Below are 24475 nucleotides of genomic sequence, written 5' to 3' on the forward strand. Positions count from 1 at the left end.
AAGGGGATATAACGATGAAAAAACTAATGGAACACATTTCAGCCAAAATCATGATCGGCGTCGCGCTGGTGCTGATTATTACGATTGCAAGTTTTTCCGCAGTTTTTACGGTCATTAGCAACGATTTGTCAGAACAGCTAAAAGAGCAGTTTCAAAACCGTCTGTATACCGATATTCACCTTGCCGAAAACCAAATCAGCCGTATCGATGGAAATGTGCTTGATATCGATTCAACTGACAGCCCGCTTTACAAGGAGACGAAACATGCGGTGAATCAGCTGAAAAAGAAAAACAAGCTGGAAAATCTTTATATCCTCTCCAATCAAGGAGGCAAGGAGCGGATTGTCGTTTTATCAGATACAGCAGATGATTTCGGGACCTCATACGCCTTTTCAGATGAAATGAAGGACGCTTTGGCAAACAATAAAGAGACGATCAGCGATGTTTATGAGGATCAATACGGCATTCATCAGTCGATTTTTCTGCCGCTGACAGACAGCTCAGGGGAACAGACGGGGATTTTGGGCATTGATTTGGACGCCTCGGTCATTCCGGCTACAGCAGCAAAAGCTAAATGGTACACGCTCGGAATCGCGGCATTTGTCATGCTGATCGGCATGCTCATGGCTTATTTCCTCGGCACTTATATCGCAAAACCGATCAGGCAGCTGATGAAGGCTTCAGAAAAGATCGCCGACGGTGATCTATCAGCGCAAATCTCTGTCAAAAGCCGTGATGAAGCAGGCAAATTGGCTGAATCATTTCAGCGGATGAATGAAAATCTGAAACAATTGATCGGCCAGATTTCCGCCTCATCGCAAGAAGTGTCCAACACCAGCCTTCAGCTGAAAAACGTATCGTCCGAATCAAGCGAAAGCGCCCAGCAGGTGGCTGAGTCGATGAACAGCATGAGCGAAGGGATCAACGAGGTCGTCTCATCTGTGACAGATTGCCATACATCGGCCGCTGAAATCGACCGGCAGATCGCAAACGTCACGGAAAAGGTCAACGAGATGAAGGAGGTTGCAGAAGGCGTCAGCAAGGATTCCAAGACGGGGCAGGAGCTTGTGGAAGAAACATTGCATCAGACCCAAACGATTAAAAACGTGATGGAAGAGTCCAAAAATGCGGCGAAGGATATGCAGAGTCATACAGAGGAAATCGAAAAAGTGATCGGAATGATTTCTTCAATTGCCGAACAGACGAATTTGCTGGCGCTGAACGCTTCAATCGAAGCTGCCCGCGTCGGTGAGGAAGGTCAAGGTTTTGCCGTTGTCGCCGGGGAAGTCAGAAAGCTGTCCGAACGCTCGGCGGAAGCCGCTTTATCCGTTTCCCAGCTTGTTGCGGGCACCCAGGAAAGCAGCCGTCTTGTAATGGAACGCATTCAAGAGGGCGGTGAAGCGGTCGATAGAGGGCAGATTTTAATGAATGGCACATATGAGAATTTTTCCGGCATTTTTAAAGGGATATCGCAATTTGCTGAACGAACGGATCAATTGCTGAAATCCTTATTAAAAGTGGAAGAATCTTATCAAAGCATTTCTTCCGCCATGGAGCAGATATCAGCCGTAACGGAAGAGCAGGCGGCAGGCTCGGAAGAAGTGGCGGCCGCAGCTGAACAACAGAGCGCCGGCATGCAGGAAATCGCCTCGGCGATTCAGCAGCTGTCATCTTTGTCCGAAGAATTGCGTCAAGAGGCGTCCAAGTTTAAATTAGAGGAATAAAAAAAGACAGCCTGATCAACGGAGGTCAGGCTGTTCTAACCTTGGTATTCGACTATATAAAGACGAAAGGAAAACACAAAACCGCAAGATATCAGTGATTTCACTGTATTATGCAAGGGGTTTTCGAAGGGTTTTTAGAATTAAATCGATTTTTTGGTGCCAAATTTGGTATCACCGACATTCCTTAGTTCAATAGAAAATCCCCCTTATTTGTTTTAAAAGGAAATGTTCGTTTTAAAACAAATGGGGGGTTATTATGGCTTTATTTATTTCATTATTTGCTGCTTTTATGATTATAGGAACACTAATAGGTGTATTAATGCTAATCCCAAGTAAAACAAGAAAAGCTGGACTTCGACTGGCTCTTTTTTGTATTATTACTTTACTTTCAATAGCACTAATTAATAAATTTTTTCTAAAGTACGAAAATGAACCAGTTGCCACCATTACTCCAGAAGAATATAAAAAAATAAAAGAAGGCATGACTTATGATGAAGTCAAAAAAATTGTTGGGGGCAAAGCAAAATCTGAAGAAAAAATTGGTGACTCATCAACAGATTATGATTTCGACGGAGAGGATGGCTTAGAAAGTCATGCAGCTGTATTCCTTCATTTTGTTGCTGATAAATTAAGTGTCAAAAGTGAATATGGGTTAATTACTAAAAGTGATCAATCAGAATTAAATGCCTCATCTTCTGAGAATGAGACAAGCGATATCAGAAATAAAATTGAAGGTTTGGTCAATGAACATTTAAAGAACGTTTCTATTGAAGACGTTGAAGTCAATCAAGACTTGGGAAATGATAAAAAAGATCAATACATTGCATTAGTTCACTAATCATTTCCGTAAAGTGGTAAACTCTATGCTGATTGTAACCATTAGTATTAGAGGAGAATGCCATGAAAACCTTGGATGTTCAGGCGTTGCACCATGCAATTGACAAAACGCTGGAACAATTAAAACAACAATCAGATGAAATTGCCAATGTCAAAAAAAGTGTGGATGGAATCACGTCCCTTGACGATGCTTTAAAAGGAAAAGGCGGCGATGCCATTCGTAACTTTTATGAAGAATGTCACACCCCTTTCTTGAAGTTCTATGAATCTTTTATTGACGAATACCAGTCAGCACTGAAAAAAATCAAAAATGCATCGGAATCCCTTGAACCGAATCACAACGGATATATTTCGCAAGCCTTTCTTGAACACGAATTGGAACAAGGCTTGAACGCGGCCGATCGAACAACGAAACACTTGGTATCCAAAGCAAATGCCACGATGGCAAAAGTCAGCCATATTGTCGATCTGCCGGATTTAAACGACAACGATTTTCATGAACAAAATCGAAAAGCAATGAAAGAAATCAATCAGACGATTGAAAAGCTGCACACCTTTGACAGGGAGCAGACAAACGCCCTCAAAACCGCTGAAAACGACCTTGAAACGATGCAAAAATACATCTCAAGGCTCGAGAAAATGTATACCGGGCCTAAAATTGAAATCACCGGCTATCAAAAAGGATCGATTTTAAAACCGGATGAGATGGATACCCTGAGTGGAAATCAAGAAACAGCGATGGGTGTTATGTTGAAAAAAGTCGGAGACAAAGAAGACACTGAAATGAATACTCTCGCCGACCCTGACCGAACAAAAAAATTGGCGACACAAAAAGTTTCTAAGAAAGTGTATAGTGAAGAGGAGTTAGAAAAGCTAGAAAAGAAATATACTGTTTATAATGACACAGTGTACCGAGCTTATATAGATGGTGATATAATCGTCAAGATAGAACCCGCATACACCCTTCCTGAAAATGTTGAAAAAAGCGAATGGGAAAAATATCTAGAGACTGGTTTGGAATTTGCAGGAGTTTATGATGCAGTAAGAGCCGGATTTGGGTACGACATTGCAACAGGTGAAATCGTTTCAGTCAAAGATCGTTTTTTAGCTGGATTTTATGTCACACCTTTTGGAAAAGCATTTAAATACGGAAAACGCGGTTACAAATTATTCAAAGGTGAGGAATCAGCAAAGAAAATTGCAAAGGTTGAGAAAGGTGCGAAAGCAGCTAAGGATGTTGGAAAAGTTGAGAAGAAAACTTCTAAAACTACGAATGATGTTCTTAAAAACCCTATCGAGAGCAAGTTTAAAGGGACTGGAGACCTTGATAAACTTTATAAGAGTGTGTCTTTAGGAAAAGGAACTACAGGCAGAACAAAACCAAATAATTTAAATGAACAATTAGCTATGAAGGAAGTGCTCTCAAACCCTAATACCGGCAAACTTATACCGTTAAGAAAAGGGATGACAGACTCTCGTTGGCCTAAAGATGAAGGCTGGGTTAAAATGTCTAAGAATGTGAATGGCGTCGAAGTTCATTATTTAAAAAACACTAAAACAGGCCAGTTCGATGATTTTAAATTCAAATAAATGAAGGTGACAATAAATGAAAGTTAAATGCAAGATGAATACAGGCTTAGAATTATCAGAAAAAACTTACGAAATTGGTTACAGCCCTGAAACCATCTTCGATTTAAAAAAAGACGAACAATATAGCGTTTATGGTATTTGTGAATGGAATTCTTCTTTACACTTTTTAATCAAAGGTGAAGAAGACAACTTTCCATCTTGGTATCCCTCGGAATTATTTGAAGTTACGGAGAAACAGTTGCCACTAGAATGGTATTTTAATTTCGATAGGGATAATGATATTTCCGCAGTGTGGGGTTATAAAGAGTTGGTGATGGATGAAAGCCATTTCGATGGTTTAATGGAGCGAGAAAACGATGCGTTAAAAGTATTTTTAGAACGAAAAAAAGAAATAGACGAAGATTTTTGCTAATTAATTAAGTTAAAAGACGCTAAACAGGCGTCTTTCTTTTTTACTCCGACACCACGGCAACCCAGCAAAAACGGAGCTCATATAGTACCTTCAGAACTTTTAAAATCATAAATGAGGGGGATATCAATGGGATATGATCCTTTAATTTCAAATTTGTGCTTCGGAGCCCGCGATAGTTGCAACAACTTTTTCCTTTGTTTACAGGTAGTTGATTTTCTTTTATAATTTTGATTAACATGAATGTCAATGAAAAGAGGTTTTTTTTTGTCACCACGTACAAAGGAACAGAATGAAGAAATTCGAAGACAGCGGAAACAGGACATTTTACGGGCAGCCATCTTGGTTTACGCCGAAAAAGGATACTCAGCTACCGAAATGGGTGATATTGCGGCACAGGCTGGCCTGGCGCGTGGATTGGTGTATCACTATTTTAAGAACAAGCAAGCCTTGTTCCGTGAATTGTATGAGGATATAATGGCCAAGACCCAGCAGACAACGGTGTCACACTTTCAGCAGGATCGGCCACCGTTGGAATTGTTAAGTGAGTATGCACGATTAGTATGCAGGCAGGTTTTGAATGAACCAGCCGTTTCGCAATTTTATATGAGGATTAGTCTGGACATCCATTTATTTTATACTGAAGAACAGCTTTCTTCTTTTGAATGGGTAAGGGCTTTTATTGAACCCATTATTTCTGTAATCAAACAAGGTATTCAACAGGGGACGGTTCGTCAAGGGAATCCGAGCCTTATGGCTATGCAATTCTGGGGGGCTATATCACAAGGTATGAACTACTTGGGACAACTTCAGAAAGAAGGAACAACCGAGCAACCCGTAAAGGATCGGTTAATGACTGTGGTAGAGGAAGTTACAGAAACAGCTCTAGCGACCGTGAAGCCGGAATAAATTTTTTTGATTTTATATTGACATTCAAAAATCAAAAAAGAGGTGTGGATTATTACATTCGTAACGATGACACAAGCGGAGTTTGATGCATTAAGTGACGAGAGGCTCGGGTGGGTATGTGTTGAGTCTACTCTTTTAAGTATTCGTGGGAAGGATGCTGCGGCAAAATCAGCAGCGATTACTAGTTTGAATAGGAGTCAGCAGGCACTGTCCATGTTTAGGGTTTTTTATGATCATGCAAAGGACTCCGCGAACGAGTTTTACTCTTGGGTGTCTTATTTGTTGCAGACACCGGGATACTGGACAAGTGTGACTGGGGCCCTGAACTATTTCAATGATCAAAATCTGCTGAAACTGCTCGAAGATACAAAGCAGACCATTGAGATTAATGGGCATAATGCTCACGCAGAAGGTGACGCCTTCAAAGAACGACAGAGAGATCAGGAACTGTTACATATCATCAATCGATTATACGAACGATTTCAAGAGATCGTTGCCGACAGTCTGATAAAAATTGGTGATTTCATCCGGTCCCATCCACAGGACTTTGTTATTTTGGCAAAATAATTCGAATCAAATGGAACTGGATTTGATTGAACGTACAAAATAACAGACAGCCTGATCTGATCAGATCAGGCTGCCATGTTTATACCGGATTTAAAATTCGATTTAAAAATTGTTTGGTCCGTTCTTCTTTCGGTGCCGAAAAGATTTGTTCCGGCGGTCCCTGCTCGACGATGACGCCGCCGTCGATAAAGACGACTTCATCTGCGACATCCTGGGCGAATTTGATTTCGTGAGTGACAACGACCATTGTCCAGCCTTCATTTGCCAGGTCTTTCATGACCTTCAGCACTTCGCCGACCAGCTCCGGGTCAAGGGCCGATGTGGGCTCATCAAAAAGCATCAGCTCAGGCTTGATGGCCAGCGCCCGGGCGATACCGACGCGCTGCTGCTGTCCGCCTGACAGCTGAAACGGATAGAGATCCATTTTGTCCTCTAGGCCGACTTTTTTCAAAAGCTGTACCGCTTCTTTTTTGACTTCCTCTTTAGCGCGTTTTTGCACCTTTACGGGGCCTTCCATCACATTTTCAAGCACGGTGCGGTGCGGAAACAGGTGATAGGCCTGAAACACCATTCCCGATTTTCTGCGGAGGCGAAGCAAATCGCCAGGCTTATGCTTCTTTGAAAAGTCGATGGTAAAGTCTTCAAAGGAAAGGATGCCGCGGTTTGGAATTTCAAGCGCATTCAGGCAGCGAAGCAGCGTTGTTTTTCCGGACCCGGAAGGCCCTAAAATGGCGATCACTTTTCCTTTTTCGATATTCAAGTCGATCCTTTTTAACACTTCATTTTCGCCGAAGGATTTATTCAGCCCTTTAATCGCAAGCATTGTCTATTCCCTCCTTATTTCGCCACATACCGGTCTAAACGCCGTTCAATCTGCTGCTGAGCAATCGCAAGAACAAAACAGATAATCCAATAAATGAATGCGGCTTCGATATAAATGATTAAAATCTGGTCAAGGTGTGTCGCTCCGATTTCCTGGGCTTTGCGGAATAATTCGGCGACCAAAATCTGCGACGCGAGAGATGTGTCCTTAATTAAGCTGATAAATGTATTGGATAATGGCGGAATCGACACCCGCACGGCCTGCGGCAGAATGATTCTGGAAAGCGCCGTTTTTTGCGTCATTCCGATCGAGTAGGCGGCTTCCCATTGCCCTTTTGGGACGGAAAGGATGGAAGCGCGGATAATTTCCGACGCATAGGCGCCGACATTCAATGAAAAGGCGATAACAGCGCTCGGAAACGGAGCAATCGTCACATTGAAAGCCGGAAATAAGTAAAAGATGATAAACAGCTGAACGAGCAGCGGTGTTCCCCGGATCGCTGAGACGTATATGCCGAAAACCGCCTTTAAGATACGCGATTTTGACATTCTCGCCAGAGCCGTGATCAGCGCGATGATCATGCCGAAAAGAAAAGAGAGAATGGCAAGGGGAATCGAATAATAGATTCCCCTTAGAAAAATCGGCCAAAATGACTCGCGCACAAGATCCCACGGGATGGCTGCGCCGATGGCCAAAGCCTGTATATTATTGAGAAACATCTTCGCCAAACCATTTCTTCGCGATTTTACCCAGTGTGCCATCCTCTTTCATATCGTTCAGCGCGGAGTTGACTTTCTCCGCCAGTTCGCCGCTTCCTTTGCGGAAAGCGAAATACGTCTTTTGCGGATCACCGGTTTCAAAAGCGATTTTCAAGTTTTTGTTTCCTGACGACTTCAAGTAGTTCAGTACGGCAAGTTTATCATTGTAAGTCAGGTCGACGCGGCCCTGCTGGATAAGCTGGAAGGATTGCGCCATTCCTTCAACACCTTCGATATTCGCCCCGGCCTTTTTCGCCAGATCGTTGTAGTTGCTTGTTAACGACTGTGCCGCCGTTTTTCCTTTTACATCTTGTTCAGATTTGATTTCGTTATTGTCCGCTTTCGTGACAACAACCGCTTGGGATGTTGTATATGAATCGGAAAAATCGTATTGGTCTTCACGCCCTTTTTTGCCGACCTGGTTGGCCACCACGTCAAACCGCTTTGAATTGAGGCCGGCGAACATGCTGTCCCATTGCGTTTCTTTAAAATCGACTTTCAGATTGAGACGCTTGGCGACTTCTTTTATAACCTCGACGTCATAACCCGTTAATTTGTCCGTTTTTTTATCATGGAAGGTAAAAGGCTCATATGTTCCTTCTGTACCAACGGTCAATACACCTTTATCTTTGATCGAGGACCAAAGGTTTTGATTTTCGCCTGTCTTCTGATCCTCGGACTTGTCGCCCGACTGCCCGCAAGCGGCTGCCACGGCGATCAACAGCGTCATGAGTGCAGCGAATATTGCTTTTTTCATTGTTAATCCCCACTTTTCTGATTGGATTTAATTGATTTGATTTTACTTAAGGACCTTCCAAAAGTAAAGCATAAAGCTTTTTTATTATGAGTCAAGCGATTCGTTTTTAGTGATCAAGCTTGGGAATGGCTGATATTCCATTTTTTTAAGCGGTATTGAAGGCTTTGTCTGCTGATCCCCAATGTCCGTGCCGCCTGTGACACATTGTAGTTGCATTTTTTGAGCGTTTTCTGAATATAATATTTTTCGGTGTTCTCGATTTGTTCCTTTAAAGGAGCTGACGAGGCGGAAGGCGGCTGCGGGAAAACGTCGAATCCAGATGTGTGGGGGAGCTGCTCTTTTGCCGCCGTTTTTGTCCTGTATTGCAGGGGAAGATGCGTGAGGTCGATGTTTTCCTCATAAGCCATCAAGTTCATCGCACCTTCTATCAAATGTTCAAGCTCCCTGACGTTCCCCGGCCAATCGTAGGAAAGTAAAAACTGGCGCACTTCATCTTCAAGCCCTTTGACTTCCATTTGAAATAAGGCGTTGTATTTATCAATAAAATGCTTTGCAAGCGGCAGGATATCGTCCTTCCGATCTTTGAGCGGAGGGATGAACAGCGTGACGACGCTCAGCCTGTAGTAAAGGTCTTTTCTCAGGCGCTTTTCGCTGACGGCGTCGATCGGATCTTCGTTCATCGTCGCGATAATTCTGACATCGATCGGCGTGTCTTTTGCAGCACCGATTCGTCTGATGGTTTTCTCCTGGATGGCCCGCAAAAGCTTCGCCTGCAAATTCAAGTCCAATGAATTGATTTCATCAAGAAGGAGTGTCCCGCCATCGGCTTGTTCAAATAGGCCGGGGCGGTCGACAGCTCCCGTAAACGCGCCTTTTGCCGTTCCAAATAAAAGACCTTCGACAAGACTTTCGGGAAGGGCCGCGCAGTTTTGCGAGATAAACGGACCTGTCGAACGCTGGCTGCCGTTATGGATGCTTTGAGCAAACAGCTCTTTTCCGGTTCCGGTATCCCCTACAATGAGAATGGAAGAGGAGGTTCGTGTCGCCCGTTTCGCGTGTTCGGCAACTTCCAGGATCTCCGGGCTGACGCCGATCAGGCTGTCAAACGTATATTTTGTATTTTCGGTTTTATTCATGTTTTCCCTGATCAAGCGTTCAAGCTTTGTCACATCTTTAGCAATCTCGACGGCTCCTATGATATGACCGTTTTCCATAACCGGAAACGTATGATTGACGGTTGTAATCTCCTGTCCTTTGTTATTGAAGTATGTCTGCTTGACGTTTTTGATCGTTTTTCCGTATTGAAGCGCCTGTACGAGTGTGCTGTCATGATGGCTGGCAAACGTAAATACATCCAGCAGGTTTTTGCCGAGCACATCTTGAGCATCCATGCCTTCGATTTGCGTCATTTTAGTGTTGTACACGACCGAAGTGCCGTTTTCATCGACAACATGCAGGCCGATATCAATTTCATCACTAATTTTTTTGAAAATGTGCTCCATGAATTGGCTGTCTGTCAGCAAGTCAATTTCCCCCTTTGTCTGTCTCTTATTAATTGTAAGCGAAAACTAGAGAGGTGCAAAATGGTTTTGCATCATCTTTTGCACTTTGGGAGAAAAGGTGCATAAAAATTTGCGGATGAAAAACAGAAAATTCGTGCGGACTGCGGTTTTTTATGTTGGCATGAAATTTGCATGTTAGAAAGGGTGTAAGAAAAAAACGACATCTGGCATGTATGTCCTAACAAACAAGAAGGAGGAATCAGAATGGCGGTTTTATCAAAGTCCGAAGAAATTATGAAGAAAACGGCACATTACGGCGCAAACAACTATCATCCGCTGCCGATCGTGATTTCCGAAGCGGAAGGTGCATGGGTGAAAGATCCTGAAGGAAACCGGTACATGGATATGCTTAGCGCCTATTCCGCTGTCAACCAGGGGCACAGGCATCCGAAAATTATTCAGGCGCTGAAAAATCAAGCCGATAAGATTACGTTGACATCAAGGGCTTTTCACAATGATCAACTCGGTCCTTTCTATGAAAAAGTGGCATCATTGACGAAAAAAGACATGGTTCTGCCGATGAATACAGGCGCAGAAGCGGTTGAGTCAGCGGTCAAAGCGGCGCGGCGCTGGGCTTATGATGTAAAAAAAGGCGTGGCCGACAATCAAGCGGAAATCATCGCGTGTGCAGGCAATTTTCACGGCCGTACGATGCTGGCTGTATCCCTTTCATCTGAAGCGGAATATAAGCGCGGCTTCGGCCCGATGCTTCCCGGTATTAAGCTGATTCCTTACGGAGATGCAGAAGCGTTGAAAAACGCGATTACAGCGAATACAGCCGCTTTCTTATTCGAGCCGATTCAAGGCGAGGCGGGCATCGTCATTCCGCCGGAAGGCTTTTTACAACAGGCGGCGGAGATCTGTAAAGAAAACAATGTGCTGTTTATCGCTGATGAAATCCAGTCCGGACTTGGGCGCACAGGTAAGATGTTCGCCTGCGATTGGGAAGGCATTGTTCCGGACATGTACATTTTAGGAAAAGCGCTCGGCGGCGGAGTGTTTCCGATCTCATGTATCGCGGCGAACCGCGATGTACTCGGCGTCTTTAACCCTGGCTCCCACGGCTCGACCTTCGGCGGAAACCCGCTGGCATGCGCCGTCTCCATCGCCGCGCTTGACGTCCTGGAAGATGAACGTCTTGCTGAACGCTCTTTAGAGCTTGGCGAATATTTTAAAGAAAAGCTGCTGCAAATCGATAATCCAAGCATTAAAGAAGTGCGCGGCAGAGGACTTTTCATCGGAGTGGAGCTGACGGAAGCTGCGCGCCCATATTGCGAACGCTTAAAAGAAGAAGGGCTGCTGTGCAAAGAAACACATGAGACCGTCATTCGGTTTGCGCCTCCATTGGTCATCTCCAAAGAGGACCTCGATTGGGCCATTGAAAAGATTACCCGTGTTTTGTCGAAATAATCAAAACGGCTGAACAATAAGGGATTGTTCAGCCTGTTTTTAGCCATGGGGTGCGAAGTTTGTCGTAAATTGAAATATAAGGAAATTATTCAGAAGATTTAAAAAATAGTCATTTCATCACAAGGGGATTGTAGGATAACAGGGGGGAAATCACACGGAAGGGGTGTAGGCGGTTTGAATCATGAAAACAGAGAACAATATACACTGAAAAGGACGATGAAGTCACGGCACCTGTTTATGATCTCGCTTGGAGGCGTGATCGGGACGGGGTTTTTCCTGGGAACGGGCTATACCATCAATGAAGCGGGGCCGATCGGAGCAATCCTTTCCTACCTGGCCGGCGGAATGATCATGTATTTCACAATGCTCTGCCTTGGTGAACTGGCAGTGGCCATGCCGGTCTCAGGCTCGTTTCAAACATATGCGACGAAGTTTATCGGACCCGCCACAGGATTTGCCGTTGGCTGGATCTACTGGCTCGGCTGGTCGGTCACCTGCGCATTGGAGTTTCTTTCGGCGGGACAGCTCATGAAAAGGTGGTTTCCTGATGTCGACGTCTGGGTCTGGTGTTTGATTTTCGGAGCGCTGCTTTTTTCGCTCAATGCGCTCTCTGCAAAGGCTTTTGGAGAATCCGAATTTTGGCTGTCCGGGATCAAGATCATCGTTATCCTTCTTTTCATCATTCTCGGCGGCGGCGCCATGTTTGGCCTGATCGACATGGAAGGCGGACAGCCTGCGCCGTTTTTCTCCAATTTGATTGGGGATGGCATATTTCCGAACGGTTTCGGCGCCCTATTTATCACGATGATTACGGTCAACTTTGCTTTCCAGGGTACAGAGCTGATCGGAATCGCGGCGGGTGAAAGCGAAGACCCGGAAAAGACGGTGCCCCGCTCGATCAAACAGACGGTATGGCGGACACTGGTCTTTTTCGGTTTGTCTGTCTTTGTGCTAGCGGGTTTGATACCGTGGGAAAAAGCCGGTGTTGTTGAAAGTCCTTTTGTCGTTGTGTTTGAACAGATTGGCATTCCGTATGCAGCCGATTTGATGAACTTTGTCATTTTGATCGCTTTATTATCAGTGGCGAATTCGGGTTTGTACGCTTCGACACGGATGCTGTACTCCTTGGCGAACGAAGGAATGGCGGCTTCAGCTTTAAGGAAGGTCAATAAACGGGGCATTCCGATGAACGCGCTGTTGATCACCCTCGGCTTCGCCGGGCTGTCGCTTATTTCAAGTGTCGTCGCCGCTGAAACGCTGTATATTTGGCTGCTGTCGCTCGCCGGATTAAGCGCGCAAGTCGGCTGGATCACGATTACCATTTCACAGCTGCTGTTTCGAAGACAATATATAAAAGAAGGCGGAAGGGTGGAGGATTTGAAATTTAAAACGCCTTTCTATCCCTTTTTGCCGTTGGCCGGCTTTATTTTAAACAGCGCGGTACTTGTGAGCCTGGCCTTTGATTCAGAGCAGCGAATGGCCTTGTATTGCGGTGCATTGTTTATGGCGGCCTGCTATGTTGTGTATCATTTCTTTGTGAAAAAACGACAGACAAAACAACAGCCGTTAGAAAGAACGGCGCAGCAAAATCGAATGAATGATGAGGTGGTTGTTGATGAATAAACATGTTTCTCTGATTGGAATGCCGATGGATTTGGGACAGGCAAGGCGCGGCGTCGATATGGGGCCGAGCGCGATCCGCTACGCCCATCTCGTTGAGCGCGTGTCTGATTTAGGGTATGATATCAAGGATCTCGGCGATGTGCCGATCAACCGCGATCAGCCTAAGGGTGACAAAGGGCTGAAAAATTTAATTTCTGTGTTGGAAGGCAATCAGCAATTGGCCGGCATCGTCGACAATGTCGTCGAACAGGGCCGCTTTCCCCTCGTTCTCGGCGGAGACCACAGCATCGCCATCGGAACGCTCGCCGGCGTCGCCAAGCATTATAAACAGCTCGGTGTGATCTGGTATGACGCACACGGAGATTTAAACACGCTGGAAACGTCGCCGTCAGGCAATATCCACGGGATGCCGCTGGCGGTGAGCCTTGGTGTGGGAGATGAAAAGCTTGTCAATCTGCACGGGTATGCGCCGAAAATCAAGCCGGAACATGTCGTCATCATCGGCGCACGCTCACTTGATGAAGGAGAGCGGAAATATATCCGGGAAACGGGGATGAAAGTCTACACGATGCATGAAATTGACCGCATGGGGATGACGAAGGTCATTGAAGAAACGATCGAGTACCTGACGGCAAACTGTGACGGCATCCATTTAAGCCTTGACTTGGACGGCCTTGACCCAAGCGATGCTCCGGGAGTGGGCACACCTGTTGTCGGAGGCATCAGCTACAGGGAAAGCCATTTGGCGATGGAAATGCTTCATGATGCGGACATCATCACGTCGGCTGAGTTTGTCGAAGTCAATCCGATCTTGGATTATAAAAATCAAACCGGTGAAGCGGCCGTCGAATTGATCGAATCGCTGCTGGGAAAAAAGCTGTTGTAAAAAATGCAAAAGGGAGGGCATCTATTCGGATGCGCTTCTTTTTTTAACTGCTTAACCCGCCCCGTAATATCAAAACAAAGCCAAAAATTCCTTTACAGGCTTCGGCAGAAAGCTGTCGGCCCGCCAGACAACGGACGGCGTCAAAATAAACGGGTTGTCTTTAATCTCCAGCGTCTGAACGTGTTTGGCAAAATGCTCGGGAAGCATGGATAAAGGCAAAATCGTCGCTCCGAATCCCGACGTGACAAGGCTGAGCAGTGTCGTTGAATCATGGCATTCGCAGACGACAGTCGGCTCTACACCGGATCTTTGAAAGGTTTGTACGACCTCATCATAAATCCCTTTGCCGTGCGTCGGTCTGAGTAAAATGAGCGGCAGGCCGGAAATGTCGTTCAGCTCGGCTTCCCTCGTTAGTCCGTACGATTGATTGACGGGGAGAACCAGCTTGCAGGGAATATCGGGGAGGCTTTTTGTTTCGATATTTTTGCTGTGAAAAGGCGTTGTCGTAATCGCCGCATCAATCTGCCGGCTTTCCAGCAGTTCTCTCAGGCGCATCGGTTCGCCCTCCCAAATGTTAAACATTAAATGCGGATACATCTCTCTGATCTCTGAGACTTTGGACAAAAGGAGTGCCGCACAGTAAATTGTTGAGCCGACGGAAAGCGTTCCATTGACTTCTTCGTGCAACTCCCGCACCTCCAGGATGGAATCCTCAAGTTTATGCAAAATCTCCTTCGCCCGCTTTAGAAACACCTCTCCTTCATACGTCAGCGTCAAGCTCTTCTTTTTGTTGCGGTCAAACAACACAACCCCCAACTCCTCTTCCATTTGCTTGAGCTGTCTGCTTAAAGGCGGCTGTGCAATATGAAGCTTCTTTGCAGCCGTTGTGATTTTTCCTTCCTTGGCAATCGTGACAAAGTATTTTAATTGACGGATATCCATGACGGTCCTCCCCTTTATATACCTTAAAAGTATTATATGTAGATTTTATAGATATTTTCAATATGGAAAATAGAGGCGTATCATTTTAAATGAAGGCACCACAGAGGAAGAAAGGAGGATGCATATGAAGATCATCGTCGGTATCACGGGCGCGACCGGCGCCATTTTTGGCGTGCGGATGCTGGAGTGGCTGAAAAAAGCCGACATCGAGACACATCTTGTCATCTCACCATGGGCAGGGGCCACAATCCAGCATGAAACAGGATACACCATAAAAGATTTGGAAATGCTTGCGTCTTTTACATACTCGCATAAAGACCAGGCAGCCCGTATTTCAAGCGGTTCCTTTCAAACAGACGGTATGATAGTAGCGCCGTGCAGCATGAAAACATTGGCGGCGATCCGCACCGGTCTGGCGGATAATCTTCTGACCCGTTCGGCGGACGTGATGCTGAAGGAACGGAAAAAGCTCATCCTTTTAACGAGGGAAACCCCGCTGAATCAAATTCACCTTGAAAACATGCTTGAACTATCGCGAATCGGCGCGGTCATTCTTCCGCCCATGCCGGCTTTTTATAACCATCCCCAAAACTTGACCGAAATGGTCGACCATATCGTATTCCGGACGCTGGACCAATTTGGCATCCATCTGTCCGATGCGAAGCGCTGGGAAGGGATGAAACAGGCAAAATAAAAGGAGGACATCAAAATGGCATTTCAAGACTTTAGGGACTTTTTAAACACATTGAAAAAAGAAGGGCAGCTTCTTGAAGTTCAGGAAGAGGTGAAGCCGGAACCCGATTTGGGAGCCGCTGCACGCGCCGCCAACAACCTCGGAGACAAATCACCCGCTCTTTTATTCAACAACATTTACGGCTATAACAACGCGCAAATCGCGCTGAATGTCATCGGCTCCTGGCCGAACCACGCGTTAATGCTCGGCCTTCCGAAAGACACACCTGTCAAAGAACAATTTTTCGAATTTGCCCGCCGCTATGACCAGTTTCCTGTGAAGGTTCAACGCGAAGAAACGGCGCCGTTTCATGAGAATGAAATCACGGAGGATATCAACCTGTTTGAGATCCTGCCGCTTTTCCGCATCAATCAGGGCGACGGCGGTTTTTATTTGGACAAAGCTTGCGTCATTTCCAGAGATGTCGAGGATCCGGAACACTTCGGCAAGCAAAATGTCGGCATGTACAGACTGCAAGTAAAAGGAAAAGACCGTCTCGGCATTCAGCCCGTCCCGCAGCATGACATTGCGATCCACCTGCGTCAGGCGGAAGAACGCGGCGAAAACCTGCCGGTCACGATCGCGCTCGGCTGTGAACCAGTCATTGCGACGGCGGCGTCCACACCGCTCTTATACGATCAATCAGAATACGAAATGGCAGGAGCCTTGCAAGGTGAACCTTATAAAATCGTTCAATCAAAACTGTCCGACCTCGATATTCCATGGGGAGCGGAAGTGGTTCTCGAAGGTGAAATCCTGGCGGGTGAACGCGAGTATGAAGGTCCGTTCGGCGAGTTTACGGGACACTATTCCGGCGGCCGCAGCATGCCGATCATCAAAATCAAACGCGTCTGCCATCGCAACAACCCGATTTTTGAACACCTTTATTTAGGCATGCCTTGGACAGAAGTCGACTACATGGTCGGCATTAATACATGTGTGCCGCTTTACCAGCAGCTAAAAGAGGCATATCCGAATGAAATTGTCGCGGTAAACGCGATGTATACGCACGGCTTGATCGCCATTGTATCAACGAAAAGCCGCTACGGCGGTTTCGCTAAAGCGGTCGGCATGCGCGCGCTGACGACCCCCCACGGCCTTGGCTACTGCAAAATGGTGATCGTTGTTGACGAAGACGTCGATCCGTTTAACCTCCCGCAAGTGATGTGGGCAATATCAACGAAAATGCATCCAAAACACGATGCAGTCATCATCCCGGATTTATCTGTTCTGGCGCTTGATCCAGGTTCTGAACCAGCGGGTATCACCCACAAAATGATCTTGGACGCCACAACACCTGTTGCACCGGAAACAAGAGGGCATTATTCGCAGCCGCTCGATTCCCCTGTTAACACGCAGGAATGGGAAAAGAAATTAATGGATTTATTAAATCGATAAGATAGGAGAGTGTTTCTATATGCATACATGTCCGCGCTGCAATTTAAAAAAAGCGGAAACCGTCAGCAAGTCTCCCGTCGAAGGAGCATGGGAAGTTTATCAATGCCAGCATTGTTTTTTCACATGGAGATCGTCAGAACCCGAAATGATCACCAATCCTGAAAAATACAATCCGGCCTTTAAAATCGACCCTTCTGAAGTCGAAACAGCCGTACACGTGCCGGCGATTCCAGACCGGAAAATCTAAAGGGGGACACCCGCGGCATGGCTCAAATATCACAGGAACTCTTTCAGCTCTTAAACGGAGAGAAACTCGCCGGAAAGCGGCACGAGGCGATGATGCTTCAGACTGTCACAGAAGACGGCTGGCCGCATACGGCAATGATCAGCGCCGGGGAAATCCTCGCCCTGAACGATACCGAAATCCGCCTTGCCCTCTGGCAAGGGACAACCACAACGGCCAACATCATCCGCACGGGCCGGGCGCTCTTCGTCGCATGCTGGCAAGGAAAAGCCCATTATATGCGGCTGTCTTTAACAAAACTGCCCGAATTAAAAGACGCCAAGCACCCGAGAACACGCTTTGCCGGCACCGTCGAAGCGGCCCGGGAAGACATTGCTAAATATGCTGATATCATCTCCGGCGTCCAGATAAAGCTTAAGGATGAAGAGGCGGTTTTACGGCGATGGGAAGAGACAATAGAGGAATTAAGGAAATGAAGAAAAGGACCATGGTTCGCCATGGTCCTTTCAATTATTTTTGCAGCATTTTATTCGTCACTTTGTAAGCCAAGATACAGGAAATGGTGATGAATGCGATTGCGATCAAAACGATCACGAGCTTTTCAGTAACGGTGTACAACGGCATGGGAAGGACAGCCGCACAGACGGCAAACAGGCTGCCGAAATAAATAAACAGGATCAGCGGCTTTTTGTACTTTTTCCAAATGACTTGGTTGATCCCATTTCTTTCGGGATCTGCCGGATGTTTGCGATCCTCATCTTTCATCAGCTTATTTAGCAGCACATAAATGAGAAATGCGAATAAAGTGGCCGAGAAAATATTAAAGCAGAGCATAAACAGCTTTTCCCCCAAGCCCATCTCCGGATTCACAGCCATGCTGAGGACGGAGCCGCATACGAAAAACAAGTAGACGATCAAGATGGCTTTGTTTCTTGGTTTTTGTAAAAACTTGGACATTTAGATTTCTCCAATCGTGAATGATTTAAACGCTGAAAATGACATGCAGCAGAAAAGAAAACATACAAAAGATGATGATGCTTAAAATGCCTCTGCCCGCAAGATAAAGGGCGAAATCCAGTTTTCTCAGGAACCAGTTGTATCTTAATAGGCGTTTGTAAACAAAGTAACCGGTGCCGACAAGAAGGATGACGAATGAATTGTGATTTTATGGGAATCAGGTTTTAAAAAGATCATTTTTTCATATTCAATGATCATGTGACTCGCTATGATTAAAAAACACAAACTATAAGCGAAATGAGCGGTCAACATACCGGCGATGAAATATTCGGTATATTCAACAAAAGTTTCAGGTGACATCATAACTCCTTTATGAATTGCGGACTCCGGATTTTTTTAACAAAATTTTTTTCTGATAAAATAAAGAATGAATGGCGGAATGAAAAAAACAACAGAAATTGCTGCAATGGCAGCGGGTATTTCCGAAAATGCTTCTTTCGTTATTAAAAGCCATAACGTCATGATTGTTAAGAAGATCCCGAAAGACGGAAAGAGTATAATAGCCACTAACATACTTTTATTTGCAATATCTTTTACCACCTAAAAGCCCTCCTGTTCATTCTTCCGCAGGAATTCTGTCCACACAAGACTCGTCCAGCATTTGATTGGCCGCTTGATAAGCCGCAAAAAAGCTGCCCGAGATTACCGCAACCAAAATCGCGAACACGCCGGATTTCCATGCAAAAGAGAGTCCGGTCATGGAAAATACGGATGTTCCCGCAATCAGGATGTCGGCGAAATAGTAAGAGAGCGTGAACGGCTTTCTGTATTTCTTCCAAAAGATTTTCGCGACGATGTTGCATCTAGGCTCGCGTTGATTTTTCTTATGTAACAACACATAAAGGATAAATGCGACAAAAGATACTGAAACGAACATAAAGCCGGTGACAGCAATCTTTTCTTTCCAGTTCATTGAAGGTCTGACAAGGCCGGTCAAAAGAATGATTGTTGCATGAAGAGAATAGATTGAGAGAATGATTTTATTTCTGCCTTGCAAAAATGACCGCTCCTTTTTTCGTCAAAAGCCTGATGTGCCGTCTGATGTCTTGATTCGCTTTGATAAAGAAGTATTTGTGGATGAATTTGACCCCCATCATCGAAAATAAACAAGCCATAAGCAGATAGACGGTACTCATCAACAAATAGACGGCAGACTCGGAAACACGCCAAACGGCATGACTGATCATAAAACCGGATGCCGGAACGGACGCCAGGAACATCCCCGTCCAAGCTGCCGCCTGTCTGTTGCATCGTTTACGATCAGAGAATACAACCAAGTAGTAGCGGATGACAAGGAAGATGACGGCGGCATATATGAACAGAGACAAAATGACCAGCGGCAAATGAAAACCGATGGCAGCAAACATCATCTTTTGCGAGACGATTAACTGGCAATATGATATGCCGCTGAAAGAAACGCCCATAAAGAGAACATACCGAAGGTGATGATGATATCCGGTCATGCTTTTGGCATTCATGATGATCAGCCATATATTGATCAGGATGACGACAGGTATGGCGGCGAGAGTGAAAAACTGGACTTCGTCCGCCAGTAAAGGGAATATGCATAACACATCCAGCATCAACACGATAAAACAGGCCATTCCCCATTTTGTTTCCAGGCTGATGGAAGCCGTCAAATGAGATTGAATATGATAAGGTAAATCTTTGTATGTAGGCGTTTCTTTTAATCTAGGTAAAGCTGTTGTTCCTCCGCTGTTATGTTTCATCGTTTTATCCCTCTGAACGATTCCGCGTGCATTTTTTCAGCCAGACTTTTTTTCTGTAAATATATAGTAGGAGTGGAAGAGCGAAAAAAAATATGCTGACAACGGTAATAACCAAGGGAATTTCTGAAGGAGCTTGTTCTCCTAACGCCCATATTGTCATGATGACAAAAAAGATACCAACTACAGGGAATAAAATCATGAAGATGATCATCGCTTCATTTATTTTTTTGTACAGAACATTTTTTTCGTGTTTCATCAAAAAGCTCCTTTTTCTTGGTCAAACGATACTTATCTCTGAAAAAGCAAAGGAAAACAATTGTGGCTAGCTTCGATCTGTTTTTTTTCGTAAATCAATCATGTTTGTGTTCCGGCGATTGCTCCGTTTCAAGACTTTCGGTCGAGGGCTGTATGTTCCCTTTTTGAAACGTCTATCGATCAAGTCTTGGTTGGCTTTGATAAAAAAGAATTTATGAATGAATTTAACTCCCATAAAAGAAAAAAAGAAAGTAAATGCCAAAAAGGTATAACTCATAAAATAGGTAGCTCCGCCTTCAAAAAAATGCAGGAAGAAAAACGCCGCAATGTAAGCGACTATTCCAAATAAACACAAGCAGTTTACCAAAGTCGTACTGTCTGTCTTTTTTTTATCGTTTGGGAAAACGATAAGGTAATGTAGAACCATACTTAAAATCACAATCATATAAACGAATGAAGACGTGATGATAAATATCAGGTCATAACCGAGCAAAACGTAAACGAGTTCTTGTGATAATACAAAATAACAAAAAGAACATACAGCGCCAGCTGCCCCTATATATATGGTGAAATGCAAATCATTCCGATCGCTCTGTTTTAAAAACAGGACAATGACTGTCCATATGTTAATACCGATCATAAAAGGTAATGATATAGCCGTGAAAAATGTTTCCCCAATCGCTATGATCAGCACGCCGCACATTAAATCAGTAAATAAAATCATCCACAGCATGTTTAACTTAGCATCTTTATCACAGCTTTCAGATGCTAAATGGGTTATGATGCGGGAAGGTAAATTCCTGTATTTCGGATTTCCCTTTAATTTCAGCAAGGTGTTCACCTGCCTTTTATCAATTGATGTGAAAGAACAGAGAATACCATTTCGGCTGATGAAAGCTATAAAATAACGTCAGGTAATTTCTGCTCTGAATTTGAAAATTAGCATAAGAGAAAGCATCCCGAGTGAGATGCTTCGTGTATTCAATCATTAATCGCTTCAGCCAGAACTTGCTGAAACTCGATTTCTTCTTCGTCTTGGTAGCCTTCGAAAATTACTTTCTCAATGTCTGAATGGTTAAAAGCAAAGGTGTAGTCGGGATTAATGTAGCCTTCAGGGTAGAAAACGCCGATATAGTCAAACATTTTTGGATCCTCGCTGACAACGATCTGTTTTCTTCCGTAGATCATTAATTTTTTTGATCCACCTTTAAGTAAGACGATTGAGCCGGAGGGCAGTAAGTTATTTTCGGCCATGGCTGTATTTCCCCTTTCTTAAATGTTTGTCGATGATGTCTTGGTTGGCTCTAATAAAAAAGTATTGATGAAAGAATTTGACTCCAAAATAAATAAAAAAACAAGCAAGGAACAAGTAAATATAACTCATAAACAGGGTAACGATAGAATCAGAAAAGCGAAAGATGAACTGGGCGATAATATAACCTAATCCTGGTCCTATGGTTAGCAAGTAGGTTCCCCAAGCTGGACTGCCTGTCCGTTTTTTTTGGAAATTTGGAAAAACAATAAGGTAGTATCGAATAAATCCTAGAATGATCATGATACAGGCTAATAAAGAAATCATGAAAAATAAAAGGTTAAAGCCTAATGCTGAAAAGGCATATTTCTGTGAAAGTACAAAATAACAAAATGATAGTACGGCACCAGTTCCACCTTTATACAGAGTGAAGTGCAAATTATTACGATAACTTGGCTTCAAAAACATGACAATGACTGTCCATATGTTAATACCTAGCATAAAAGGCAGTGCTATCATCATGAACATTTTTTCACCATTTGCTATTAATGGTCCACCGCATATGATATCTAAAAACAAAATAACGAATCCAAGCATCGTCAGTTTATCGTCTTTTGAGCTGGAAGCCGTAAGATGGGTTTGAATGTCAGAAGGTAATTTACCGTATTTAGTATTCTCCTTTAATTTGAGCAAGGTTTCTTCACCAGCCTTTTTCTTATTTAAACCACCCTGCTACTGTTTTTAAACCAGATTCTACAGAATCTTTTGCCATATCGGTTATGCTTTTTTTGTCCTTACCCCATTTAACTCCGCCTAGAAGTTCAGATATACCGATTGTAGCCATAAGTGATACACCAGCAGCCGCTATAACAGGGGCTCCACCCGCAATTAATAACGCACTGGCTACAGCACCTACCCCTAGTGTCGCGGCACCTATTCCCACGTCAACAGTAGCATCGCCAACCGTTTTTTCAATAGGAGCATCATCATTGATATTATGAATAAGGTCTTCGCCAGTTGTAATGGCAACGCCTGCCCAGCCGAGCTTGCTTTTCATAGCGCTTTTGAAAGCAGATGAGGGACGAGTTAATTTTGCAATTTCAGGGTTGTTACCAGCCTTCACCTGGGATTTTATCCATGATTCATCATAACTTTTCCCTTTTAGTCCTATGGCTTCTCCGTTTTTCACTTTATAACGTCTTAATTCTGTTCCATCTTTTTTGAATTTTACTTTTCTCTCAATCTTTACTCCATCTTTCTTAACATGCTTCACACTCTTCCCAAAATCCGTCGCAGCAGTAGTCGTCCCATACAAACTTCCTGCACTAGCTACAGGATACGTCAAATCGACTTCAAACGGAAATTCTTCTTTTGCCGCGTCATCAATTTTGCCTTCTTCGTCTTTTTCTCTAAAGCGCCCAAGCATCTTTTCCATCGGTGTTTCGCCGGTGTCTTGCACTCCGCCTTGCAAGCCGCCGGAAGCCTGATTGATTGTTGAGTCGTTTGGCGCTTCGAGGATCGATCCGCTTTTATATTGAGAGATTTCAATCTTCGGCCCCGTATACATCTTCTCCAGCTGCTCGATGTACTGCTTCATCGTGTCCAGGTCTTCACGCGCGTTTTTCAGCGCGTTTGTCTGTTCGCGGTCGAAGGTGTGGAGCTTTTCGATCGTCTCGCTGATTTGTCGTTGGGCTTTTTTGGCGTTTTCGTTGACGGCGGAGTCGTCGAGATCGGGCAGGTCGACGATGTTTTTGACGGTTAGCATTGTCATATTGGCTTTTGCCGTGAGTCTGGCTGTCAGCGATTCGGCTTGGCTGACACCGTCATGGAGTTCGTGTTCGAGAAAGCTTTGCGAGATAAAGCCGTTTTCGGTTGGCTCCAAGGATTGGAGGGCGCTTTTCGTCTTTTCTAAAATTCCTTTATAGTCGGAGATAAAAGATTCATAAAAAAGAAGAAAAGTGGTGTGACACTCTTCATAGAAGGAACGGATCGCTTCGCCTCCCGCGCCTTTTAAGGCGTCGTCAAGGGATGTGATGCCTTTGACGCTTTGTTTGACTTTGGCAATGTCGCTTTCCTGGTTTTTTAATTCAGTCAGCGTCTTGTCAAGGCCGTTTTGAAATGCCTGAACATCTAGTGTTTTCAATCCGTATCCCTTCCTTCTACTTCGTTTTAATGGATGATGCCAGCTTTTTGTCTGTATCTTTCATCGTCTCTACCGCTGATTCGGTTTGGATGATTTGTTTGGAGAGAGCCGAAGCGTAGGCTTTTGTCAGCTTTTTTAAATCTTTGTTCATGCCTTCGATTTTTTTGACGACATCGAGATGGTTTTTGCCGCCGATGTCTGTCGGTACGCTCGACTTGATTCCCTGTGCGGAATGCTTCAGCTGTGAGAGTGTGTGCTTGACTTCACCGGAATTGACTTTGATTTCTTGGCTCATGCTTCCAACTCCTTTTAATGTCGCGATTGTTTTCCTTCTTTTTCCAGCTTCTCAATTTTCTTTTTTAATGAGCTGATATCTTGACCGAGTGAATGTATTTCATCGTTTAAAGAGTTGATGCGCTCGTTTAATTTTTTAAACACCTCATTCAATTGCTTGCCGTAAATATCATTGTAGGCTGATTTCATATCGCTTCTGACGCTTTTAAAAGAATCGGCAAGGCTGCCCTGCCATGTCGTCGAAGACAGACCGGGCTTTTTGATGCTGCTTTTCGAATCGGAGAATTCTTCTTTTATATTTGTTAATTCAGATTTGCAATGTTTCAGCTCTTTCAGCTGTTCTTTTTTGATGACAAGTGTACCCTGCATACCATACAGGACTGTTTTTTCCCAGATGATCATGGTCTGCCACCTCCCGGCGATTTGATTCAAATGGCCTGTTGGAAATCGTCCGATAAAGGACCTTATTAATGTTACAACATGGTATAAATGAGTTGAATAGGAAAAATGTACCGCGAACAAGGGATGAAACCCGCTGGAAATATGGGTCTATTCCTTATCCTGACTGCGATTTTGGACTTTTTCCCATTTTTGAATAAGGTTAAAAGACTT

Annotated in this window: 29 protein-coding genes; 13 read left to right on the forward strand and 16 right to left on the reverse strand. The window is 44.5% G+C overall.

Features of this window, described 5'->3' with window-relative positions; translation table 11 throughout:
• Positions 1-14: 14 nt before the first annotated feature.
• The 6 genes from ACINLD_RS13660 (at position 15) to ACINLD_RS13685 (ending at position 6036) form a co-directional block, all read left to right on the forward strand.
• Positions 15-1724 carry a methyl-accepting chemotaxis protein gene (locus ACINLD_RS13660; RefSeq protein ID WP_026585861.1) on the forward strand — a complete coding sequence of 570 codons (1710 nt, stop codon included), beginning with the start codon at positions 15-17 and terminating at the stop codon, positions 1722-1724.
• A gap of 256 nt (positions 1725-1980) precedes the next feature.
• The gene (locus tag ACINLD_RS13665; RefSeq protein WP_236251170.1) at positions 1981-2562 is read left to right on the forward strand and encodes a hypothetical protein; all 582 of its coding nucleotides are present in this window, start codon (positions 1981-1983) and stop codon (positions 2560-2562) included.
• 62 nt (positions 2563-2624) lie between these two features.
• Entirely contained in the window at positions 2625-4151 is a 1527-nt protein-coding gene (locus tag ACINLD_RS13670; RefSeq protein ID WP_409444843.1) for a T7SS effector LXG polymorphic toxin, read from the forward strand.
• A gap of 16 nt (positions 4152-4167) precedes the next feature.
• Complete coding sequence (locus ACINLD_RS13675; RefSeq protein WP_026585862.1) at positions 4168-4563, forward strand: hypothetical protein; 396 nt, start codon at positions 4168-4170, stop codon at positions 4561-4563.
• Positions 4564-4827: 264 nt separating this feature from the next.
• Complete coding sequence (locus tag ACINLD_RS13680; RefSeq protein WP_410207036.1) at positions 4828-5469, forward strand: TetR/AcrR family transcriptional regulator; 642 nt, start codon at positions 4828-4830, stop codon at positions 5467-5469.
• Between the two features lie 213 nt (positions 5470-5682).
• Positions 5683-6036 (forward strand): hypothetical protein, encoded by a 354-nt coding sequence (locus tag ACINLD_RS13685; protein ID WP_409444844.1) that lies wholly within the window; start codon positions 5683-5685, stop codon positions 6034-6036.
• Between the two features lie 79 nt (positions 6037-6115).
• On the opposite strand, the gene ACINLD_RS13690 is transcribed toward ACINLD_RS13685, so the two are convergent.
• The 4 genes from ACINLD_RS13690 to ACINLD_RS13705 form a co-directional block, all read right to left on the reverse strand.
• Positions 6116-6859 carry an amino acid ABC transporter ATP-binding protein gene (locus tag ACINLD_RS13690; RefSeq protein ID WP_026585865.1) on the reverse strand — a complete coding sequence of 248 codons (744 nt, stop codon included), beginning with the start codon at positions 6857-6859 and terminating at the stop codon, positions 6116-6118.
• A gap of 14 nt (positions 6860-6873) precedes the next feature.
• Positions 6874-7578, reverse strand: coding sequence for an amino acid ABC transporter permease (locus ACINLD_RS13695; protein ID WP_026585866.1), 705 nt, complete (start codon positions 7576-7578; stop codon positions 6874-6876).
• On the reverse strand, positions 7565-8374 hold the full coding sequence (tcyA, locus tag ACINLD_RS13700; protein ID WP_026585867.1) for a cystine ABC transporter substrate-binding lipoprotein TcyA: 810 nt from the start codon (positions 8372-8374) through the stop codon (positions 7565-7567). Before tcyA ends, ACINLD_RS13695 begins: the two co-directional genes overlap by 14 nt.
• A 113-nt stretch (positions 8375-8487) precedes the next feature.
• The gene (locus tag ACINLD_RS13705; protein WP_026585868.1) at positions 8488-9897 is read right to left on the reverse strand and encodes a sigma-54 interaction domain-containing protein; all 1410 of its coding nucleotides are present in this window, start codon (positions 9895-9897) and stop codon (positions 8488-8490) included.
• Between the two features lie 243 nt (positions 9898-10140).
• On the opposite strand from ACINLD_RS13705, the gene ACINLD_RS13710 reads away from it, so the two are divergent.
• From ACINLD_RS13710 to rocF, 3 genes are all read left to right on the forward strand, one after another.
• Entirely contained in the window at positions 10141-11346 is a 1206-nt protein-coding gene (locus ACINLD_RS13710; protein ID WP_409444845.1) for an ornithine--oxo-acid transaminase, read from the forward strand.
• Positions 11347-11562: 216 nt separating this feature from the next.
• Positions 11563-12969: an amino acid permease gene (locus ACINLD_RS13715; protein ID WP_236251294.1), complete on the forward strand. Its 1407-nt coding sequence runs from the start codon at positions 11563-11565 to the stop codon at positions 12967-12969.
• Positions 12962-13855 carry an arginase gene (gene rocF, locus ACINLD_RS13720; protein WP_026585871.1) on the forward strand — a complete coding sequence of 298 codons (894 nt, stop codon included), beginning with the start codon at positions 12962-12964 and terminating at the stop codon, positions 13853-13855. The genes ACINLD_RS13715 and rocF overlap by 8 nt, the downstream gene beginning before the upstream one ends.
• 69 nt (positions 13856-13924) lie before the next feature.
• On the opposite strand, the gene ACINLD_RS13725 is transcribed toward rocF, so the two are convergent.
• Positions 13925-14797, reverse strand: a complete 873-nt coding sequence (locus ACINLD_RS13725; protein WP_026585872.1) for a LysR family transcriptional regulator — start codon at positions 14795-14797, stop codon at positions 13925-13927.
• A 124-nt stretch (positions 14798-14921) separates the two neighbouring features.
• Between ACINLD_RS13725 and ACINLD_RS13730 the strand changes: the two genes are divergently transcribed.
• Genes ACINLD_RS13730 through ACINLD_RS13745 form a run of 4 tightly spaced genes read left to right on the forward strand, consistent with a single transcriptional unit; the run spans position 14922 to position 17648 of the window.
• Positions 14922-15491 (forward strand): non-oxidative hydroxyarylic acid decarboxylases subunit B, encoded by a 570-nt coding sequence (locus tag ACINLD_RS13730; RefSeq protein ID WP_026585873.1) that lies wholly within the window; start codon positions 14922-14924, stop codon positions 15489-15491.
• A 15-nt stretch (positions 15492-15506) separates the two neighbouring features.
• Positions 15507-16928 carry a non-oxidative hydroxyarylic acid decarboxylases subunit C gene (locus ACINLD_RS13735; protein ID WP_026585874.1) on the forward strand — a complete coding sequence of 474 codons (1422 nt, stop codon included), beginning with the start codon at positions 15507-15509 and terminating at the stop codon, positions 16926-16928.
• A gap of 19 nt (positions 16929-16947) precedes the next feature.
• Entirely contained in the window at positions 16948-17175 is a 228-nt protein-coding gene (locus ACINLD_RS13740) for a non-oxidative hydroxyarylic acid decarboxylases subunit D (protein WP_409444846.1), read from the forward strand.
• Between the two features lie 17 nt (positions 17176-17192).
• Positions 17193-17648: a hypothetical protein gene (locus tag ACINLD_RS13745; protein WP_026585876.1), complete on the forward strand. Its 456-nt coding sequence runs from the start codon at positions 17193-17195 to the stop codon at positions 17646-17648.
• Between the two features lie 34 nt (positions 17649-17682).
• Here ACINLD_RS13745 and ACINLD_RS13750 read toward each other — a convergent pair whose 3' ends face one another.
• The 11 genes from ACINLD_RS13750 to ACINLD_RS13800 form a co-directional block, all read right to left on the reverse strand.
• Complete coding sequence (locus tag ACINLD_RS13750; RefSeq protein ID WP_409444847.1) at positions 17683-18129, reverse strand: hypothetical protein; 447 nt, start codon at positions 18127-18129, stop codon at positions 17683-17685.
• A 396-nt stretch (positions 18130-18525) separates the two neighbouring features.
• Complete coding sequence (locus ACINLD_RS13755; RefSeq protein ID WP_051290332.1) at positions 18526-18729, reverse strand: hypothetical protein; 204 nt, start codon at positions 18727-18729, stop codon at positions 18526-18528.
• A gap of 16 nt (positions 18730-18745) precedes the next feature.
• Complete coding sequence (locus ACINLD_RS13760; protein ID WP_026585878.1) at positions 18746-19186, reverse strand: hypothetical protein; 441 nt, start codon at positions 19184-19186, stop codon at positions 18746-18748.
• A complete protein-coding gene (locus tag ACINLD_RS13765) occupies positions 19170-19919 on the reverse strand; it encodes a hypothetical protein (RefSeq protein ID WP_051290333.1) in 750 nt (249 codons plus the stop codon). The genes ACINLD_RS13760 and ACINLD_RS13765 overlap by 17 nt, the downstream gene beginning before the upstream one ends.
• Before the next feature lie 4 nt (positions 19920-19923).
• On the reverse strand, positions 19924-20175 hold the full coding sequence (locus ACINLD_RS13770; RefSeq protein WP_026585879.1) for a hypothetical protein: 252 nt from the start codon (positions 20173-20175) through the stop codon (positions 19924-19926).
• Between the two features lie 66 nt (positions 20176-20241).
• Positions 20242-21006 (reverse strand): hypothetical protein, encoded by a 765-nt coding sequence (locus ACINLD_RS13775; protein WP_277692417.1) that lies wholly within the window; start codon positions 21004-21006, stop codon positions 20242-20244.
• Positions 21007-21155: 149 nt separating this feature from the next.
• The gene (locus tag ACINLD_RS13780; protein WP_409444848.1) at positions 21156-21428 is read right to left on the reverse strand and encodes a DUF4176 domain-containing protein; all 273 of its coding nucleotides are present in this window, start codon (positions 21426-21428) and stop codon (positions 21156-21158) included.
• Positions 21415-22119 (reverse strand): hypothetical protein, encoded by a 705-nt coding sequence (locus ACINLD_RS13785; RefSeq protein WP_026585882.1) that lies wholly within the window; start codon positions 22117-22119, stop codon positions 21415-21417. The genes ACINLD_RS13780 and ACINLD_RS13785 overlap by 14 nt, the downstream gene beginning before the upstream one ends.
• A 22-nt stretch (positions 22120-22141) precedes the next feature.
• Entirely contained in the window at positions 22142-23569 is a 1428-nt protein-coding gene (locus ACINLD_RS13790; RefSeq protein ID WP_236251167.1) for a ribonuclease YeeF family protein, read from the reverse strand.
• A gap of 16 nt (positions 23570-23585) precedes the next feature.
• The gene (locus tag ACINLD_RS13795; RefSeq protein WP_026585883.1) at positions 23586-23864 is read right to left on the reverse strand and encodes a YwqI/YxiC family protein; all 279 of its coding nucleotides are present in this window, start codon (positions 23862-23864) and stop codon (positions 23586-23588) included.
• A 14-nt stretch (positions 23865-23878) separates the two neighbouring features.
• Positions 23879-24265, reverse strand: coding sequence for a DUF5082 family protein (locus tag ACINLD_RS13800; RefSeq protein WP_409444850.1), 387 nt, complete (start codon positions 24263-24265; stop codon positions 23879-23881).
• Positions 24266-24475 lie beyond the last annotated feature (210 nt).

This window comes from Bacillus sp. z60-11 (assembly GCF_046464135.1).
In the GTDB taxonomy this organism is placed as follows: domain Bacteria; phylum Bacillota; class Bacilli; order Bacillales; family Bacillaceae; genus Bacillus; species Bacillus sonorensis_A.